The following is a 15,244-nucleotide window of genomic DNA, read 5'->3' as shown; positions in this document are numbered from 1 at the left end:
GGGGGCGGGCGGCTCGACCGGCGCGGTCGCCGCCGGCGGCGGGCCGGGCGCGCCGCGATAGCGCGCCGCCGCCTCGGCGAGCCGGGCGGAGAGGACGGGCTCCTCGGCCGGCGAGCCGCCCTTCGCCGCCTCCTGCACCATCCCCTGCAGGGCGTCGCCCGCGGCGAGGAGGAGATCGACCGCGGCGGCGTCGAGCCGGGCGGGGGCGGCGCGGAACAGCGCGACGAGGTCCTCCAGGCGGTGCGCCAGCGAGGCGATGCCGTCGAGCTGCATCGAGGCGCTCATCCCCTTCACGCTGTGCGCGTGGCGGAAGAGCGCGTCCACGATCTCGTTGCGCGCGGCGGAGGGCGGCGCCCGCTCGAGGCGGACGAGCTCGCGCCCGAACGCGGCGAGGTGCTCCCCCGCCTCGCTCGCGAACAGACCCAGGTACTTCTGGAGATCGAGCGCCACGGCTCCCCGGGCGCTAAACGACAGTTCGCGATGCGCGTTCACCTTCGGTGACGCGCGTCGCGCTGTCGTTCAGCCAGGTTCGAACGGGGGCTGCGCCCCCGCCCCGCCGTGCGATGGTCGTGGGGGCCCCCCCCCGGGGCGCGGGGCCCCGGGCGCCGCCGCGCGCGGCTTCGCCGCTTCCGCGGCGTCGCCCCGGCGGGCTCGCTTCGCTCGCTGAGCGTTTCGGGACCATGATCGCTCGTTCAGGCCTCGCCCAGGACCTTCTTCACGACGGAGAGGACGTCCTCCGCCTTGAACGGCTTCACGATGAAGTCGCTCGCGCCGGCCTCGATGGCCTCCATCACCAGCGACTCCTGGCCGAGCGCGCTGCACATCACGATCACCGCCTTGTGGTCCTGCTTGACGATGTCGCGCGTCGCCTCGATGCCGCTCTTGAACGGCATCACGATGTCCATGGTGGTGAGGTCGGGCTTCAGCTCCCGGTACTTCTCGACCGCCTCGAGCCCGTTCGCGGCCTCGCCGACGACCTCGAAGCCGGAGCCCGAGAAGATGTCCTTGATCATGTTCCGCATGAAGATCGCGTCGTCGACGATCAGGACTCGCTTCGCCATCGGCCTACCTCTCCCCCGAAGGTGTCCTTCGGAACCTATCACATCACCTACCGCCGAACAGCCGGACCGCTTCGCTCGCGACGGCGTCCGCCCCGAGCACCGTCACGGCGCCCGCGCGCGAGGTCGCGACGCCGCGCACGAGCCCCTCGCCGCCGCGGCCCTCCGGCGTGAGCGGCTCCACGCCGAGCACGCCGCCGATGAGGAGCCCGAGCGCGCGCCGGGCGTGGTCGAGGACGATCACCTGCCCCGCGGACGGCTCGAGCGCCTGCGCCGCCAGGCCGACGAGGGGGGCGAGGTCCACCACCGCGATCACCCGCCCGCGCAGGTTCATCACCCCGCGCACCGCCTCGGACGCGCGCGGCACGCGGGCGAAGGGCGGCTGGGGCAGCACCACCTCGCGCACCGCCTCGAGCGGCAGCGCGAACCGCTCCCTGCCGAGGCGGAAGAGGACGTGCCGCACGCGCCTAGCCGAGCCGGAACCGCGAGACGACCGCCTGGAGCTCGAGCGAGAGGTTCGTGAGCTCCTGCGCCGCGCCGGCCATCTGCGCGACCGCCGCGGTCTGCTCGGCGGTGACCTTGCGCACCTGCTCGGTCTGGCTCGCGTTCGAGGAGGCGACGTCCGAGATGTGGTCCATCGCCTGGACCATGTCGGCCGAGCCCTGGAGCTGGTCGCGGGCGGCCTGGGAGATGACGCCCACCTTGTCCGCCCCGGTGGCGGCGATCTTGGCGATGTCGGCCAGGGTGCGGATGATGGCGTTCAGGTCCTCGCGCCCCTCGCCGAGCTCGGAGACCGACTCCTTCATGGTCTCGACCACCTTGCCCGCGCGGCCGGAGATGTCGGTGGCGAGCGAGGAGATCTGCTCCGCGGAGCGCCCGGCGGACTCGGCGAGCTTGCGGACCTCCTCGGCGACCACCGCGAAGCCGCGGCCGTACTCGCCGGCGCGGGCCGCCTCGATGGTGGCGTTCAGGGCGAGCAGGTTCGTCTGGTTCGCGACCTGGGTGATCGCCTCCACGATCTTGGAGATCTCCTTCGTGCGCTCGCCGAAGGCGAACACCTGCTCGCTCGCGGCCTCGATGCGGGCGAACACCTTCTTCACCTTCTCGCCGGCGAGCCGGGCGGCGTCGCCGCCGGCGGCGGCCGACTGGCTCGTCTCCGCCGAGGCGCGCGCCGCCTCCTCCGCGCTGCGCGCCGTCGCCTCGATGGACGCGGCGATCTCCCCGATCACCTTGGAGGTCCGCTCCACGAGCTCCGACTGCTGGCCGGCGCCGACCGCGATCTTCTCCATGGAGGAGGCGACCTCGTCCGTCGAGGCGTTCACCTCCTCCGCGCTCTGCTGCAGCTCGTTCGCCGAGTCGGCCACCGACTGCGCCGTCCGCTGGATGCGCGACACGAGATCGCGCAGGTTCTCCTGCATGGTGCGGATGGCGTAGGTCAGCTCGTCGATCTCGTCGTGGGCGGTGCGCTGCTCCTCCGACACCACCGCCTTGGAGAGGTCGCCGCGGCTGATCTCGACGGCGCTCCCGCGCAGGCGGGCGAGGCGCGACACCCGCGCCACGGCGAGGGTGAGCACGATGCCGAGGAGCAGGGTGAGGGCGAGCACCGCGAGGCCCGCCACGAGCGGGCTCTGCACGCGCTCGCGGATCTCCGGCACCGCGAAGAGCAGCACCGCGCCCACGACGAGGTAGCTGAAGAGGATCTTCTTCTCGAGCGAGACCGGCACGCCGGCGAGCGGCGGCGTCGCCCTGGGCGCCGCCTCGGCCGCGCGCCCGCGCAGGGCGACGAGGTGCGGCGCGTCCTGCCAGCGCGCGCTCGGGCGGGTGGACAGTCGCTCGTCTCGGCTCGCTCGCGGCAAGGGTGCCCCTCTCCAAGGCGTGGGACGGCGGGGCGATCCTAGACGCGCCCTGCGGCAAGTCAAAGAGCGGTGGGTGCGCGGAGGTGGTCGTGACCGCGCCGCTCGACCTCGACCGCCGCGCCGGTGGGGCCGACGACGCGCACGCCGCGTCCCCGCACGAAGCGGCCGATGACGGTGAGGGGGGTGCGGGCCTTCGCCGCCGCCGCGCGCGCCGCGGGGAGGAGGGAGGGCGCGAGGGCGACCACGAGCTCGTAGTCCTCGCCGCCGGAGAGCGCCGCGTCGCGGGCCGCGCCGGAGCGGTGGGCGAGCCGCTCCGCGGCGGCGGAGAGCGGCAGATCGGCGACGCCGATGCGGGCCCCCACCCGCGAGGCCTCGCACAGGTGGGCGAGGTCCTGCACGAGCCCGTCGGAGACGTCGATGGCGGCGCGGGCGACGCCGGCGAGGGCGCGCCCCGCGGCGAGGCGCGGGGTGGGCCGGCGCTGGCGGCGGACGAGCGCGGCCGGGGCGCCGGGAGCCCGCCCGAGCGCGGCGTCGCCGAGGGTGCCGGTGACGGCGACGAGGTCGCCCGCGCGCGCGCCGGTGCGGAGCAGGGCGCGCCCCTCGGGGACGGCGCCGATGACGGTGACGGTGACGGACAGCTCGGAGGCGCGCGTGACGTTCCCCCCGGCCACCGCGACGCGGTAGCGCCGCGCGCAGGCGCCGAGGCCGCGGCCGAGGCGCACGAGCTCGGCGGGGCGCACCCCGGGTGGCACGCCCAGGCACACGAGGGCCCAGAGCGGCCGCGCGCCCATGGCGGCGAGGTCGGAGAGGTTCACCGCGAGCGCCTTCCATCCGACGTCCTCCGGCGAGAAGGCGCGGTCGAAGTGGACGCCCGCCACCACCGCGTCCGCGGTGACGACGAGCTCCTCACCGCGCGGCGGGGCGAGCACCGCCGCGTCGTCGCCGGGGCCGACCCGCACGCCCTCGCCGCGGAGCGGCAGCGCGTGCGTGAAGCGGCGGATGAGCTCGAACTCGCCGGGCGGCGGGCGCGGGGGCATCAGGAGGCGCGCCCGACGGCGGCGAGCGGGACGATGGGGGTGTAGGCGGGCGCGACGCTCGGGCGGAGCGGCAGCACGAGCGAGAAGGTGGTGCCCACGCCGGCGGTGGAGCGCAGCGCCACCTCGCCGCCGTGCGCCTCCACGAAGCTCTTCACGATGGCGAGGCCCAGGCCGGCGCCGCCGTACTCGCGCGTGGACGAGCCGTCCACCTGGTAGAAGACGTCGAAGACCTTGCCGAGGTGCTCCTCGGCGATGCCGATGCCGCTGTCCGCGACGTGGATGGCGAGCCGGTCCCCCGCGAGCGCCTCGGCGTAGACCCGGATCGCGCCGCCCGCGGGCGTGAACTTCACCGCGTTCGAGCAGAGGTTCACGAGGCACTGGCGGAGCTTGTCGCGGTCGGCCTGGATGCGGGGCATGGCGCCCGCCTCGCAGGCGATCTTGAGCCCCTTCTTGCGCGCGAGGGGCAGCACGGTCGCGACGGCGTCGCGCATGATCTGGGTGGCGTCCACGTCGGAGAGCACGAGCCGCACGCGCCCGGCCTCGATCTTGGAGATGTCCAGGATCGAGGTGATGAGCTGCAGCAGGTTCTCCCCCTTCTCCATGATGATGCCGAGGTACTCGCGCTGCTCGGCGGTGAGCGGGCCGCCGAGCCCCTCGAGCATCATCTCCGAGTAGCCGATGACGCTCGTGAGCGGGGTGCGCAGCTCGTGGCTCATGGTGGCGAGGAAGTTCGACTTGAGGCGATCGAGCTCCTTCAGCTTCGCGTAGCTGTCCTCGAGCTCGCGGTTCTTGTCCTGCAGCTCGCGGTAGCTCTCCTGCACCGCCTCGATGTGGAGCTTCGCCGCGATGAGGCTCTTGTGGCCGGTGAAGACCATCACGTCGAGGAGATCCATGAAGTGCTTCAGGATCTTCTCGGCGGTGGCGACGGAGACGCGCCGGATCTTCTGCTGGTAGCCCTTCGCGAGCTCGGCGTCGAAGTCGGGCGCGATGCCGCGCAGCGAGGCGGGCAGCTCGACGAGGTCGTCCGGGACGAACGGGCCGAACACCACCCGGCCGAGGAGGTCGCCCTCGTAGAGGATCGGCTGCACCACGTAGCGGCAGCCGGAGAAGCACTGCACGAGGACCGGGACGGGCTCCTCGGGGAGCGGCTCGCCCTTCGCCTTGGCCACCGTGGCGATGCAGCCCTCGCGGCCGGCGGCCTTCGACCAGATGTAGCCGCAGAAGTCGGCGTTCCCCACCCGCACGTCCACGAGCTTGTTGCCCGCCTCGTCGAACACCTTGATGCCGACGCGGTACAGCTCGGAGAACGAGTGGCACACGTCGCCGAACGCCCGGAGATCGAGCAGATCCCCGAGCGGCAGCCGCTGCTGCAGGAAGGACGGCGGCAGCGTCATCGCGCCGGCGCCTCCGCGAGCCGTGAGCCGCGCACGTCCACGTGCGAGAAGATCTGGCCGAGGAACTCGCGCTCCGACACCTGCCAGGTGGACTCGAGGCCGAAGCGCTTGTCGAGGGTGCGGTAGGTGAGCTGGAGCAGCGCGTGCAGGGTCTCGAGGACGCCCTCGCCGCGGATCGCCACCGCCGGCACGATGCGCGGCTGGATCACGCGGAGCAGATCGCCGAGCTCGCCGTCGCCGCGCGCGTCCTCGAGGTCGCGCTTGTTCATCTGGATGACGATGGGCAGGGACCTGTAGTCGAGCCCGTTCGCCTCCAGGTTCTTCAGCATGTTGTTCCAGTAGGCGAGCGTCGGCGCGGCCTCGCTGCGGCGCGAGTCGGCGACGAACGCCACCGCGTCGGTGCCCTGCAGCACGATGCGCCGGGTGGACTCGTGCATCACCTGGCCCGGCACCGTGTACAGCTTCAGCTTCACCTTCACGCCCGCCCGGGTGCGGAAGAACACGGGCATCATGTCGAAGAAGAGCGTCCGGTCGTCCTTGGTGTCGAGCGTCATGAGACGCCCGCGGATCTTCGGATCGATCTTCTGGAAGAGCGCCTGGAGGTTGGTCGTCTTCCCGGACAGCGCCGGGCCGTAGTAGACGACCTTGACGGCGATCTCGCGCGTGTCGGCGTTGAACTGGGCCATGCGGTCGGGTGGGGCGACATTTCGCCCGGGTACCTACTCTAACCGATCAGCGCGCGATCCCCGATGTCCCCGCCCGGTGAACGGACGCCCGCTCGGACGGGGAGTCGGTGCTCCCTCGACGCACACCGCGGCTCGCGTCACGCCCGGTGCGGCGCCGGGGCGACCCCGCCACGCTGCCACCAGGCGCGCGCCTCCTCCACGCTCCGGAGGAGCGGGCTCTTCGGCAAGGTGGCGAGGAACGCGCGCCCGTAGCCCTTCGTGACGAGGCGCCGGTCGAGGATCGCGACGAGGCCCCGGTCGTCCCGGGTCCGCACGAGCCGGCCGAAGCCCTGCCGCAGCGCGAGCGCCGCCGCGGGGACCGAGAGCTCGGAGAAGCCGTCCCGCCCCTCCGCCTCGAGCGCGCGCAGCCGGGCCGCCACCACCGGATCTCCCGGCGGCGCGAACGGGAGCCGGTCGATGACCACGAGCGACAGGGCGTCGCCCGGGACGTCCACCCCCTCCCAGAAGCTCGCGGTGGCGAAGAGCACCGACGGCTCGGCGCGGAACGCCTCGAGCAGGCGCGCCTTGGGGCGCTCCCCCTGGAGGAGGACCTGGTAGGGGAGATCGCGGAGCGCCGAGTGCAGCGCCACCATGTTGCGGTTCGAGGTGCAGAGCACGAACGCGCGCCCGTCCGTCACGGCGGTGAGCGCGCGGATCGCGCCGGCGGCGGCCTCGAGGAACCCCGGCGCGTTGGGCTCGGGGACCGCGGCCGGCGAGACGATGGCCGCCTGGCGCGGGAAGTCGAACGGGCCGGGGTAGCGCGCCTCGTCCACGTCGAACTCGGGCGCGAGGCCGACCTGGCGGCGGAAGTAGTCGAAGCGCCCCTGCGCGGCGAGGGTGGCGCTCGTGAAGACCACGGTGTCCGTGCGCCGGTAGAGCCGGGCCTGCAGCTCCTCGGCGACGTCGATGGGCGCCGCGCGCAGGAACACGCCCCGCCCGCGCACCTCGGCGAAGTACACGCGCGAGGGCTCCTTCATCGCCGTGACCGCCGCGAGCTCCACCCGCAGCTCGCCGGCGCGCCGCGCGATCTGGGCGAGCTGGGGCGCCTCGGCCTCGGCGAGGAGCTCGCGCAGCGCCTCGAGGGCGGCGTCGAGGCGCGCCTGGTCGCGCTCGCACGGCGCGAGGAGCTCCTCGACGAGCGGCGCGCGCACGCTCTCCTCCTCCTGGCCGCGGCGGGGGGTGCGACCCCGGGGGGCGCCGCGCGCGCCGAAGCCGCGCTGCGGCCCGGCGCCGCCGCCGCCCGTCCGCAGCCCGTCGGCGACCGCCTGGAAGAACCGCTCGCCGGCGCGGCGCAGCTCGCCGGTCGCGTCGCGCATCATCGACGCGAGGTCGGGGCGGTCGCCCACCGCGCGCAGCGCGTCGCGGCCGAGCTCGTCCACCCGGTACGAGGAGACCTGGAGCCCGAAGTACTCGGTGGCGACCTCCTCGAGGGCGTGCGCCTCGTCGAAGATCACGACGTCGTAGTCCGGGAGGATCTCCACGCCCGCGCGGCTCGTGCGCATGGCGAGATCCGCGAAGAACAGGTGGTGGTTCACGAGGAGCACGTCGGACTGGCCGGCGAGCGCGCGCGCCCGCGTGACGAAGCAGTCCTCGTAGCGCTCGCACTCGCGGCCGGTGCAGGTCTCGGCCGTCGCCGACAGGTCCTTCCAGGTGTGGAGCTGGTCGGGCAGGTCGAGCTCGCTGCGGTCGCCGGTCTCGGTCGCCCGCGACCAGGCCTCGATGACCGGCCAGAGCGCCGCCTCCTCGCGCGCGGCGAAGGTCGGCGCGCGCGCGAACTCCGCGCCCCGCGCGAGGCAGTAGTAGTTCGAGCGGCCCTTCAGGTAGGCGGCGGCGAAGTCGAGGCCGCACCGCTCGCGCAGGAGCGGGATGTCCTTCCCCCAGATCTGCTCCTGCAGGGTCTTCGTGGCGGTCGAGACGATGACCCGCCGCCCGGAGAGCGCCGCGGGGACGAGGTAGGCGAGGGTCTTGCCGGTGCCGGTGCCGGCCTCGGCGACGAGGTAGCGCCGCTCGCGCAGCGCGCGCTCCACGGCGCGCGCCATCTCGAGCTGGTCCTCGCGGTGCTCGTAGCCGGGGAGCGCGCGGGCGATGCGGCCGTCCGGGCCGAGGACGTCCTCGACGGTGAGGGCGGCGGGTGCGGGGATCAGGATGGGGCTCCGGGCGGTGCGGCGAGGAGGTGGAAGGCGAAGTAGGCGGCGGCGACGAGGAGCGCGGCCGCGACGGCGACGAGGAGGCGCCGGAGCGCCACGGAGCGGTCCTTGGGGGGCGCGCTCCGCGGCAGGAGCGCGAAGCCCTGCACCGTGGCCCGGCGGATCACCTCGTCGCGCATGCGCGCCGCGACCGGATCGTCCGGACGCGCGGCCGCCGCGTCGCGATAGCGGCGGCCGGCGAGGCCGAGCCCTGGGAGATCCTGGAAGCGCGCGAGGTACGCGTCGTGCGCCGCCTCGTCCTCCCATGCGGCGACGACGCGCGCCCAGGCCTCGGCCTCGCCGGGGTCGGCCTCCGGCTCCGGCGCGGGAGCGCGGAGGGTCTCGTCGGGCGACGTCATGGGAGCGCCGAGTCTAGCCGATGACGCCCCGGGACCGAATGGCGCCGCGAGACCCCGAAGCCGGTGCCCGAGCGAAGCGAGCGCTTGCATCGAGCCGTCGGCGGGGCGGGGGCGCCAGCCCCCGTGAACCACTGCAGCCCCCCGTTCAAAATGCCACCGGCACCGGCACGAACGTCGCGAAGAACAGGATCAGCGAGAAGATCGCGATGGCCCTGCGGCCCGGCCCGAGCGGCTCTTCCACGATCGCGGCCGGGTGGCCGAGCCCCACCACGAAGCGGGTGAGGAACCACCAGAGGAGCCAGCTCCAGGAGGCGAAGATCCCGGCGAGGAGCAGCGCCGCGCTCGTGAGGCGCGCGAGGGCGTGCGCGCGCCGGCGGCCGAAGAGCGCGTAGAGCACGTGGCCGCCGTCGAGCTGCCCGGCGGGCACGAGGTTCAGCGCGGTGACGAGCAGGCCGAGCGAGGCCGCCACGGCGACGGGGTGCATGACCACGTCGGTGCCGGGCGCGAGCGGGCCCACGACGAGTCGCTGCGCCGCGAGGGTGAGCAGGCTGTGGCCGAAGTGGATCACCTCGCCCGCGCCCTCCGGCGAGGGTCGGCCCGCGAGCCAGGAGAGGAACGCCCCGAAGGGGGAAGCCGGCGAGGTCGCCGCGGACACTTCCCGGATCTCCGAGTGAGCGAGCCCCCACACGAGCAGCGGGAGCGCCACGACGAGGCCGGCGAGCGGGCCGGAGGCGCCGATGTCGAGGAGCGCGCGCCGGGACGGGATGGGCGAGCGCATGCGGATCACGGCCCCGAGCGTGCCGACGCCGAAGGGCACCGGGATGAAGTACGGAAGGGTCGTGTCCACCCGCGCGCGCCGCGCGAGCACGTAGTGGCCCATCTCGTGGGTGAAGAGGATCCCGACGAGCGAGAGCGCGAAGGGGAGCCCCTCGAGGAGGACGCCCGGCGCCTCGCGGACGCGTGCGAGCAGCTCGCCGAGGGTGCGCACGTCCGCCGCGGCGGGCGAGAACAGCAGCCCGGCCCAACCGGTGGTGGCGAGGGTCGCGAGGAAGAGCGCGACGTTCGCGGCGGGGAAGCGGGCTCGCGGCCGCGGCCGCACGAGGACGTCGTCCATCCCGGGACAAGCTAACGGGCCGACGGCGATTCCGAAACGGCTCGCTCCGGCTGGCCGGGGCGGAACCCCGACGAGCTCTGCCGGGCAGGCGTCCGCCCCGGGGCGGCCCCCATCGAGCTACATCCCGCCGGCGCCGGGCCCGGCGAGCTCCTCCGGCTTCATCTCCCGGACGCCGTTCGAGTCCACGGTGAGGAAGAACAGCTCGCGCTCGGGCGTCCGATCGGCGCCCATCGTGAGCTCGCCGGTGGCGCCCTTGAAGCCGCGCACCGCCGCGAGGCCGTCGCGCAGCGCGGCGCGCGTCTGGGCGCGGTCGTGCTCGATCACCTGCCGCGCCATCCCCGCCGCGTCGTAGGCGGACGCCTCGAGGATGGTGGGCGTCTGGCCGGGGAACTTCCGCTCGAACGCCTCGACGAAGCGCTTCGTGCCCGGGCGCGCCGAGCCGGCGAAGAACCCGTCCACGTAGATGGCGCAGCGCACGTGCCGGCCCGCGCCGCCGGGCGACTGGTCGAACAGGCCCGGGTCGCCGCCCCAGCCGTTCGCGCCGAACAGCTGCACCGGCCGGAGGTCGGGGCGGCCGGTGAGCTTCTTCAGCTTCTCGAGCGCCTCGGGCTCGCAGGTCTGGGTGAGGACGTCCTCCACCGCCAGCGCGGGCGCGATGAGCTTCACGTTCTTCGCGAAGTCGGGGATGAAGATGGCGTCGAAGTCGGTGACGGGGGGGAGCTTCTCGCGCGCCTTCTCGAGCGCCTTGCGGCGCCGGAACGGATCCTTCTCCTTCTGGGCGATGTCGCGGGACTGCTCCTGCCAGTCGCCGCGCTCCTCGAGGTAGAGCTTGCCCACCATGCTCTTCACGAGCGGCGTGAAGGTGGTCCGGTCCGGGGCGTAGGTCTCGGCCGCGCGCACCTCGCCGCCGCGCGCCTCGAGGTCGTCCCAGAACGCGTTCGCGAGCTCCACGCCGTAGCTCATGGACGGGTAGAGGATCGCGAAGCGGCGCATGCCGCGCTTGCCCATGGCGAGGCCGACGAGCGCGTCCGCCTGCTCGCGCGCGGTGAGCATGCTCTGGAAGACGAAGGGCCCGGCGGCGGTGATCCCCTCCTGCTTCGAGAGCGAGACGAACGGGATCTGCAGCTCCTCGGCGGCGGCGGCGGCGCGCTCTCCCTCGGCGTTCGTGACGCCGCCCAGGACCGCGATGGCGCCCTCCTCGAGCACGAGCGCCTCGAGCGCCGCGGCGGCGCCGTCCGGCTCGCCGCGCGTGTCGCGCACCGCCACCTTCACGCCCGAGCCCTCGAGCGCGAGCGAGACGCCCTGCAGGATGGCCTCGCCCCAGCGCTTGAAGTTGCCGGAGAGCGGGACCGCGACGCCGAGCACGTTCGGGCGGACGTAGGTGAGGCGCGAGATCCGATCCACGAGCCGCTTCGCGTCGTCCGCGTAGGGACCGTGCGGCCAGCGCAGGAACACCTCGCGCGCCGTCGCCTCCGCGCCCGCGTAGTCGCGCAGGTGGAGGTGGACGCGCGCGACCTTCATCGCGAGCGGCTCCTGGAGCGGCGAGTCCGGCGGCAGCGCGCGGCGCAGCCCCTCGGCGTCCTCGAGCCCCAGGGCGTCCACCGCCGCGGTGGCGCGCGCGAGCGTCTTCGCCCGCGCCTCGCCCTCCTGGCCGGCGGCGAGCGTCGCGAGCCAGCGGACCGCGTCGGCCTCGGCGCCGGCGGCGAGCGCCGCCTCGGCGGCGCGGGCGGCCGCGCCGGGCTGCGCCTCGGCGGGGAGCTTCTCGTAGAGGGTGGCCAGGCTCGCGAGCCCGTCGCGGGTCCGGCCGAGCTCGATGTCGGAGAGGGCGAGCAGGTACTTCGCCTGGACCGCGCGCGGGTGGAGCGGGTGCTCGCCGAGCAGGGTGCGGAGATCCTCGGCCGCGCGCGCCGGCTCGCCCGCCGCGCGCCGCAGCTCGGCGGCCTCGTGCAGGGCGTCGCCCCCGGCCGGCACGCCGCGGTAGCGCGCCGCGAACGCCTCGAGCCGCGCGGCGGCCTCGGCGGGCGGCAGCCCCTTCCCCTCGGCGCGCACGCCCTCGAGGTCGCGGCGCGCGAGCGTGTCCGCGTCCTCGACCGACATCTCCTGCCCGTTCACCACCACCCGCTTCGGGCAGGCAGCGAGGGCGAGGAACAGGAAAGCGAGCACCTTCCGGGCGACGAAGCGCATGGGAACCCCGATCTACTGCGGAACCCGCAGGGTGGGAACAGATTCCCCCGGCTCGGCGCACGATCCCGGGCCTGCGGCGGGCGTCCTCGCTCCTTGCGCCTGCGGCGCACTGCCAGGCGCCGCTGGGCGCGGCTCCCGTCGGAGGAGCGCCTAGGCGCGCGTCGCTGCGGGTACCCGCCTCGGCTCCGGGCTCGTGCGCCTTGGAAAGTTACCCCTTCGCGTCGCGCAGGAGATCGCCGACCTTCTGCCAGAAGCTGCGCGCCTGGGGGTGCGTGTCCTCGCCCGAGATCGCGGCGAAGCGCTCGAGCAGCTCGCGCTGCTCCTTGGTGAGGTGGGTCGGGGTCTCGACGAGGAGCCGCACGTGCTCGTCGCCGCGCCCGCCGCCGGACAGGGCGGGGATCCCCTTCCCCTTCAGGCGGAACACCTTCCCGCTCTGCGTGCCGGCCGGGACCTTGAGCTTCGCCGGCCCGTCGAGGGTGGGGACGTCGATGGTCGCGCCGAGCGCCGCCTGCGTGAAGGAGATCGGCATCTCGCAGAGGACCTCGGTGTCCTCGCGCGAGAAGATCGGGTGATCGCGCACCTGCAGCACGACGTAGAGATCGCCGGGGCTGCCGCCCGCGACCGGCGCGGGCTCGCCCTCGCCGGAGAGCTTGAGGCGCGTGCCGGTGTCCACGCCGGGCGGGACCTTCACCTCGACGGTCGCCTCCTCGCGCAGCGCGCCCTGCCCGGCGCAGGCCGGGCACTTGTCCACGATGACGCGGCCCGAGCCCTGGCAGTGGTGGCAGGTGCGGGCGATCGAGAAGAAGCCCTGGGTGAGCCGGATCTCGCCGGCGCCGCCGCAGGTCGGGCAGGTCTTCGGGCCGGTGCCCGGCTTCGCGCCGGAGCCGTGGCAGGTCTCGCATGCCTTCGGGCGCGGGATGGTGATGCGGGCGACCGTGCCGAACGCGGCCTCCTCGAAGCCGATCTCGAGGTGGTAGCGGAGGTCCGAGCCCCGGGTGCGCTGGCGCTGCCGCCGCCCGCCCGCGCCCCCGCCGAACATCTCCCCGAAGATGTCGCCGAAGATGTCGTTGATGCTGGCGCCGCCGCCGAAGGGGAACCCCTCCGCGCCGGGCATGCCGCCGTTCGTGTGCCCGAACCGGTCGTAGCGGGCCCGCTTGTCGGGATCCGAGAGGACCGAGTAGGCCTCGGACGCCTCCTTGAACTGCTCCTCGGCGTGCTTGTCGCCCGGGTTCTTGTCCGGGTGGAGCTTGTGGGCGAGCCTCCGGTACGCGGTCTTGATCGCCTGCTCGTCCGCGGCGCGCTCGACGCCGAGGACATCGTAGTAGTCTCGCTTATCCACGTGTTTTCGCGCCCTTCCGCAGCGGACCGCCCGCGCCGGCGGCAATATAACGCACGCGGCGGGGCTGACAATTCGGCCCGGCCGATCTCGCCCGCCGGCGCGCTACGGGGCGCGCCGCCTCGCGTCCCGGGGGCTCCGGGCGACGCTCGGCGGAGCGGCTAGCTGCCGCCCCCCTGCTGCGCGTAGATCGCGTCCGCGATGCGGTAGGCGCTGCCCTCGAGCCGGCCGAGCGCCTCCTTCACGGCGGCGGCGTCGCCGCCCTCGAGCGTCGCCTTGAGCGCGTCGAGGTCGGCGCGGATCTCGGCGAGGTCGCCCTCGGCGAGGGCGCTCGCGTACTCCTCGAGGCTCTTCTCGGTCGTGTAGATGAGCCCCTCGGCGTTGTTCTTTAGGTCCGCGAGCTCCTTCTTCACCACGTCGTCCGCGCGGTTCGCCTCGGCGTCGCGGATCATCCGCTGGATCTCCTCCTCGCTGAGGCCGGAGGAGCCGGTGATGCGGATCTGCTGCTGCTTGCCGGTGCCGAGGTCCTTCGCCGAGACGTGCACGATCCCGTTCGCGTCGATGTCGAAGGTGACCTCGATCTGCGGCACGCCGCGGGGCGCGGGCGGGATGCCCACGAGCTCGAAGCGCGCGAGGGTCTTGTCGTCGGCGGCCATGCCGCGCTCGCCCTGCAGCACGTGGACGGAGACGAGGGGCTGGTTGTCGACCGCGGTGGAGAACACCTGCGACTTCTTGCAGGGGACGGTGGTGTTCTTGTCGATGATCTTCGTGAACACGCCGCCGGCGGTCTCGACGCCGAGCGAGAGCGGCGTCACGTCGAGGAGGAGGACGTCCTTCACCTCGCCCTTGAGGACGCCGCCCTGGATCGCCGCCCCGACCGCGACGACCTCGTCCGGGTTCACGCCCTTGTGCGGCTCCTTGCCGAAGAAGCGCTTCACGACCTCCTGCACCTTCGGCATGCGGGTCATGCCGCCGACCAGGATGACCGTGTCGATCTGCTGGACGGTGACGCCCGCGTCCTTGAGGGCGGTGCGGCACGGCTCGAGCGTCCGCTCGATGAGATCGCCGCACAGCTCCTCGAGCGTGGCGCGGTCGAGGGTCTCGGCGAGGTGCTTCGGGCCGCTCGCGTCGGCGGTGATGAACGGGAGGTTCACCTCCGTCTCGGTCGCGCTCGAGAGCTCGTGCTTCGCCCGCTCCGCGGCCTCCTTGAGGCGCTGCAGCGCCATCCGGTCGCGCGTGAGGTCGATGCCGGTCTGCTCGCGGAAGCGCCGCGAGAGCCAGTCGATGAGCCGCTGGTCGAAGTCCTCGCCGCCGAGGAAGGTGTCGCCGTTCGTCGCCTTCACCTCGAACACGCCGAGGTTGAGCTCGAGGACGGTGATGTCGAAGGTGCCGCCGCCGAGGTCGTACACCGCCACCCGCTCGGTGGCGCCCGCCTTCTGCTTGTCGATGCCGTAGGCGAGGGCGGCGGCGGTGGGCTCGTTGATGATGCGGAGCACGTCGAGGCCCGCGATGCGGCCGCCGTCCTTCGTGGCCTGGCGCTGGGCGTCGTTGAAGTAGGCCGGGCAGGTGACGATCGCCTCGGTGACCGCCTCGCCGAGGTAGTCCTCCGCGGTCTGCTTCATCTTCGCGAGGACCATCGCGGAGATCTCGGCGGGCGAGAAGGACCTGCCGCTCGCCTCCACCCAGGCGTCGCCGTTGCCGGCCGCCACGATCCGGTACGGCACGAGCCCCGCCGAGCGCGCCACCTCGGGATCCTGGAACTTGCGGCCGATGAGCCGCTTCACGACGTACACCGTCGACTCGGGGTTGGTGATGGCCTGCCGCTTCGCGATCTGGCCGACGAGCCGCTCGCCGCCCTCCGTGAACGCGACCATCGACGGCGTCGTGCGCGAGCCCTCGCTGTTCGGGATGACGACGGCGTCGCCGCCCTCCATCACCGCGACGCAGGAGTTCGTCGTGCCGAGGTCGATGCCGATCACCTTCCCCATCGATCGA

At 73.8% G+C, this 15,244-nt stretch carries 13 protein-coding genes; all 13 read right to left on the bottom strand.

The window, feature by feature from the left end:
- The coding region (locus tag MLV88_RS12120; protein ID WP_243337594.1) for an Hpt domain-containing protein at positions 1-450 on the bottom strand (450 nt) is incomplete at its 3' end.
- Between the two features lie 242 nt (positions 451-692).
- Entirely contained in the window at positions 693-1,061 is a 369-nt protein-coding gene (locus MLV88_RS12115) for a response regulator (RefSeq protein ID WP_242341544.1), read from the bottom strand.
- Between the two features lie 43 nt (positions 1,062-1,104).
- A complete protein-coding gene (locus MLV88_RS12110) occupies positions 1,105-1,521 on the bottom strand; it encodes a chemotaxis protein CheW (RefSeq protein WP_242357049.1) in 417 nt (138 codons plus the stop codon).
- A 4-nt stretch (positions 1,522-1,525) separates the two neighbouring features.
- Entirely contained in the window at positions 1,526-2,914 is a 1,389-nt protein-coding gene (locus tag MLV88_RS12105) for a methyl-accepting chemotaxis protein (protein ID WP_242341542.1), read from the bottom strand.
- Positions 2,915-2,973: 59 nt separating this feature from the next.
- A complete protein-coding gene (gene thiL / locus MLV88_RS12100) occupies positions 2,974-3,951 on the bottom strand; it encodes a thiamine-phosphate kinase (RefSeq protein WP_243337591.1) in 978 nt (325 codons plus the stop codon).
- Positions 3,951-5,345 carry a sensor histidine kinase gene (locus MLV88_RS12095; RefSeq protein WP_243337589.1) on the bottom strand — a complete coding sequence of 465 codons (1,395 nt, stop codon included), beginning with the start codon at positions 5,343-5,345 and terminating at the stop codon, positions 3,951-3,953. The genes thiL and MLV88_RS12095 overlap by 1 nt, the downstream gene beginning before the upstream one ends.
- A complete protein-coding gene (locus MLV88_RS12090) occupies positions 5,342-6,031 on the bottom strand; it encodes a GTP-binding protein (protein WP_242341523.1) in 690 nt (229 codons plus the stop codon). Before MLV88_RS12090 ends, MLV88_RS12095 begins: the two co-directional genes overlap by 4 nt.
- Positions 6,032-6,168: 137 nt before the next feature.
- Positions 6,169-8,109 carry an ATP-dependent DNA helicase gene (locus MLV88_RS12085; RefSeq protein ID WP_243337587.1) on the bottom strand — a complete coding sequence of 647 codons (1,941 nt, stop codon included), beginning with the start codon at positions 8,107-8,109 and terminating at the stop codon, positions 6,169-6,171.
- A gap of 101 nt (positions 8,110-8,210) precedes the next feature.
- Positions 8,211-8,615, bottom strand: a complete 405-nt coding sequence (locus MLV88_RS12080; protein WP_243337585.1) for a hypothetical protein — start codon at positions 8,613-8,615, stop codon at positions 8,211-8,213.
- 145 nt (positions 8,616-8,760) lie between these two features.
- Complete coding sequence (locus MLV88_RS12075) at positions 8,761-9,729, bottom strand: site-2 protease family protein (RefSeq protein WP_242356876.1); 969 nt, start codon at positions 9,727-9,729, stop codon at positions 8,761-8,763.
- 117 nt (positions 9,730-9,846) lie between these two features.
- The gene (locus MLV88_RS12070) at positions 9,847-11,913 is read right to left on the bottom strand and encodes a penicillin-binding protein activator (RefSeq protein WP_243337583.1); all 2,067 of its coding nucleotides are present in this window, start codon (positions 11,911-11,913) and stop codon (positions 9,847-9,849) included.
- A 208-nt stretch (positions 11,914-12,121) separates the two neighbouring features.
- Positions 12,122-13,252 carry a molecular chaperone DnaJ gene (gene dnaJ, locus MLV88_RS12065; RefSeq protein ID WP_242334227.1) on the bottom strand — a complete coding sequence of 377 codons (1,131 nt, stop codon included), beginning with the start codon at positions 13,250-13,252 and terminating at the stop codon, positions 12,122-12,124.
- 158 nt (positions 13,253-13,410) lie between these two features.
- Positions 13,411-15,237 (bottom strand): molecular chaperone DnaK, encoded by a 1,827-nt coding sequence (dnaK, locus tag MLV88_RS12060; protein ID WP_242334224.1) that lies wholly within the window; start codon positions 15,235-15,237, stop codon positions 13,411-13,413.
- Positions 15,238-15,244: the final 7 nt, after the last annotated feature.

The organism is Anaeromyxobacter soli, from assembly GCF_022808855.1.
Taxonomy (GTDB): domain Bacteria; phylum Myxococcota; class Myxococcia; order Myxococcales; family Anaeromyxobacteraceae; genus Anaeromyxobacter; species Anaeromyxobacter soli.
This window is presented reverse-complemented; position numbering and strand designations above follow the sequence as displayed.

Coding starts and splice junctions, on each gene's coding strand:
- MLV88_RS12115 (WP_242341544.1), bottom strand. CDS start 1,061: ATGGCGAAGCGAGTCCTGATCGTCGACGACGCGATCTTCATGCGGAAC.
- thiL (WP_243337591.1), bottom strand. CDS start 3,951: ATGCCCCCGCGCCCGCCGCCCGGCGAGTTCGAGCTCATCCGCCGCTTC.
- MLV88_RS12095 (WP_243337589.1), bottom strand. CDS start 5,345: ATGACGCTGCCGCCGTCCTTCCTGCAGCAGCGGCTGCCGCTCGGGGAT.
- MLV88_RS12090 (WP_242341523.1), bottom strand. CDS start 6,031: ATGGCCCAGTTCAACGCCGACACGCGCGAGATCGCCGTCAAGGTCGTC.
- MLV88_RS12085 (WP_243337587.1), bottom strand. CDS start 8,109: ATGGCGCGCGCCGTGGAGCGCGCGCTGCGCGAGCGGCGCTACCTCGTC.
- MLV88_RS12080 (WP_243337585.1), bottom strand. CDS start 8,615: ATGACGTCGCCCGACGAGACCCTCCGCGCTCCCGCGCCGGAGCCGGAG.
- MLV88_RS12075 (WP_242356876.1), bottom strand. CDS start 9,729: ATGGACGACGTCCTCGTGCGGCCGCGGCCGCGAGCCCGCTTCCCCGCC.
- MLV88_RS12070 (WP_243337583.1), bottom strand. CDS start 11,913: ATGCGCTTCGTCGCCCGGAAGGTGCTCGCTTTCCTGTTCCTCGCCCTC.
- dnaK (WP_242334224.1), bottom strand. CDS start 15,237: ATGGGGAAGGTGATCGGCATCGACCTCGGCACGACGAACTCCTGCGTC.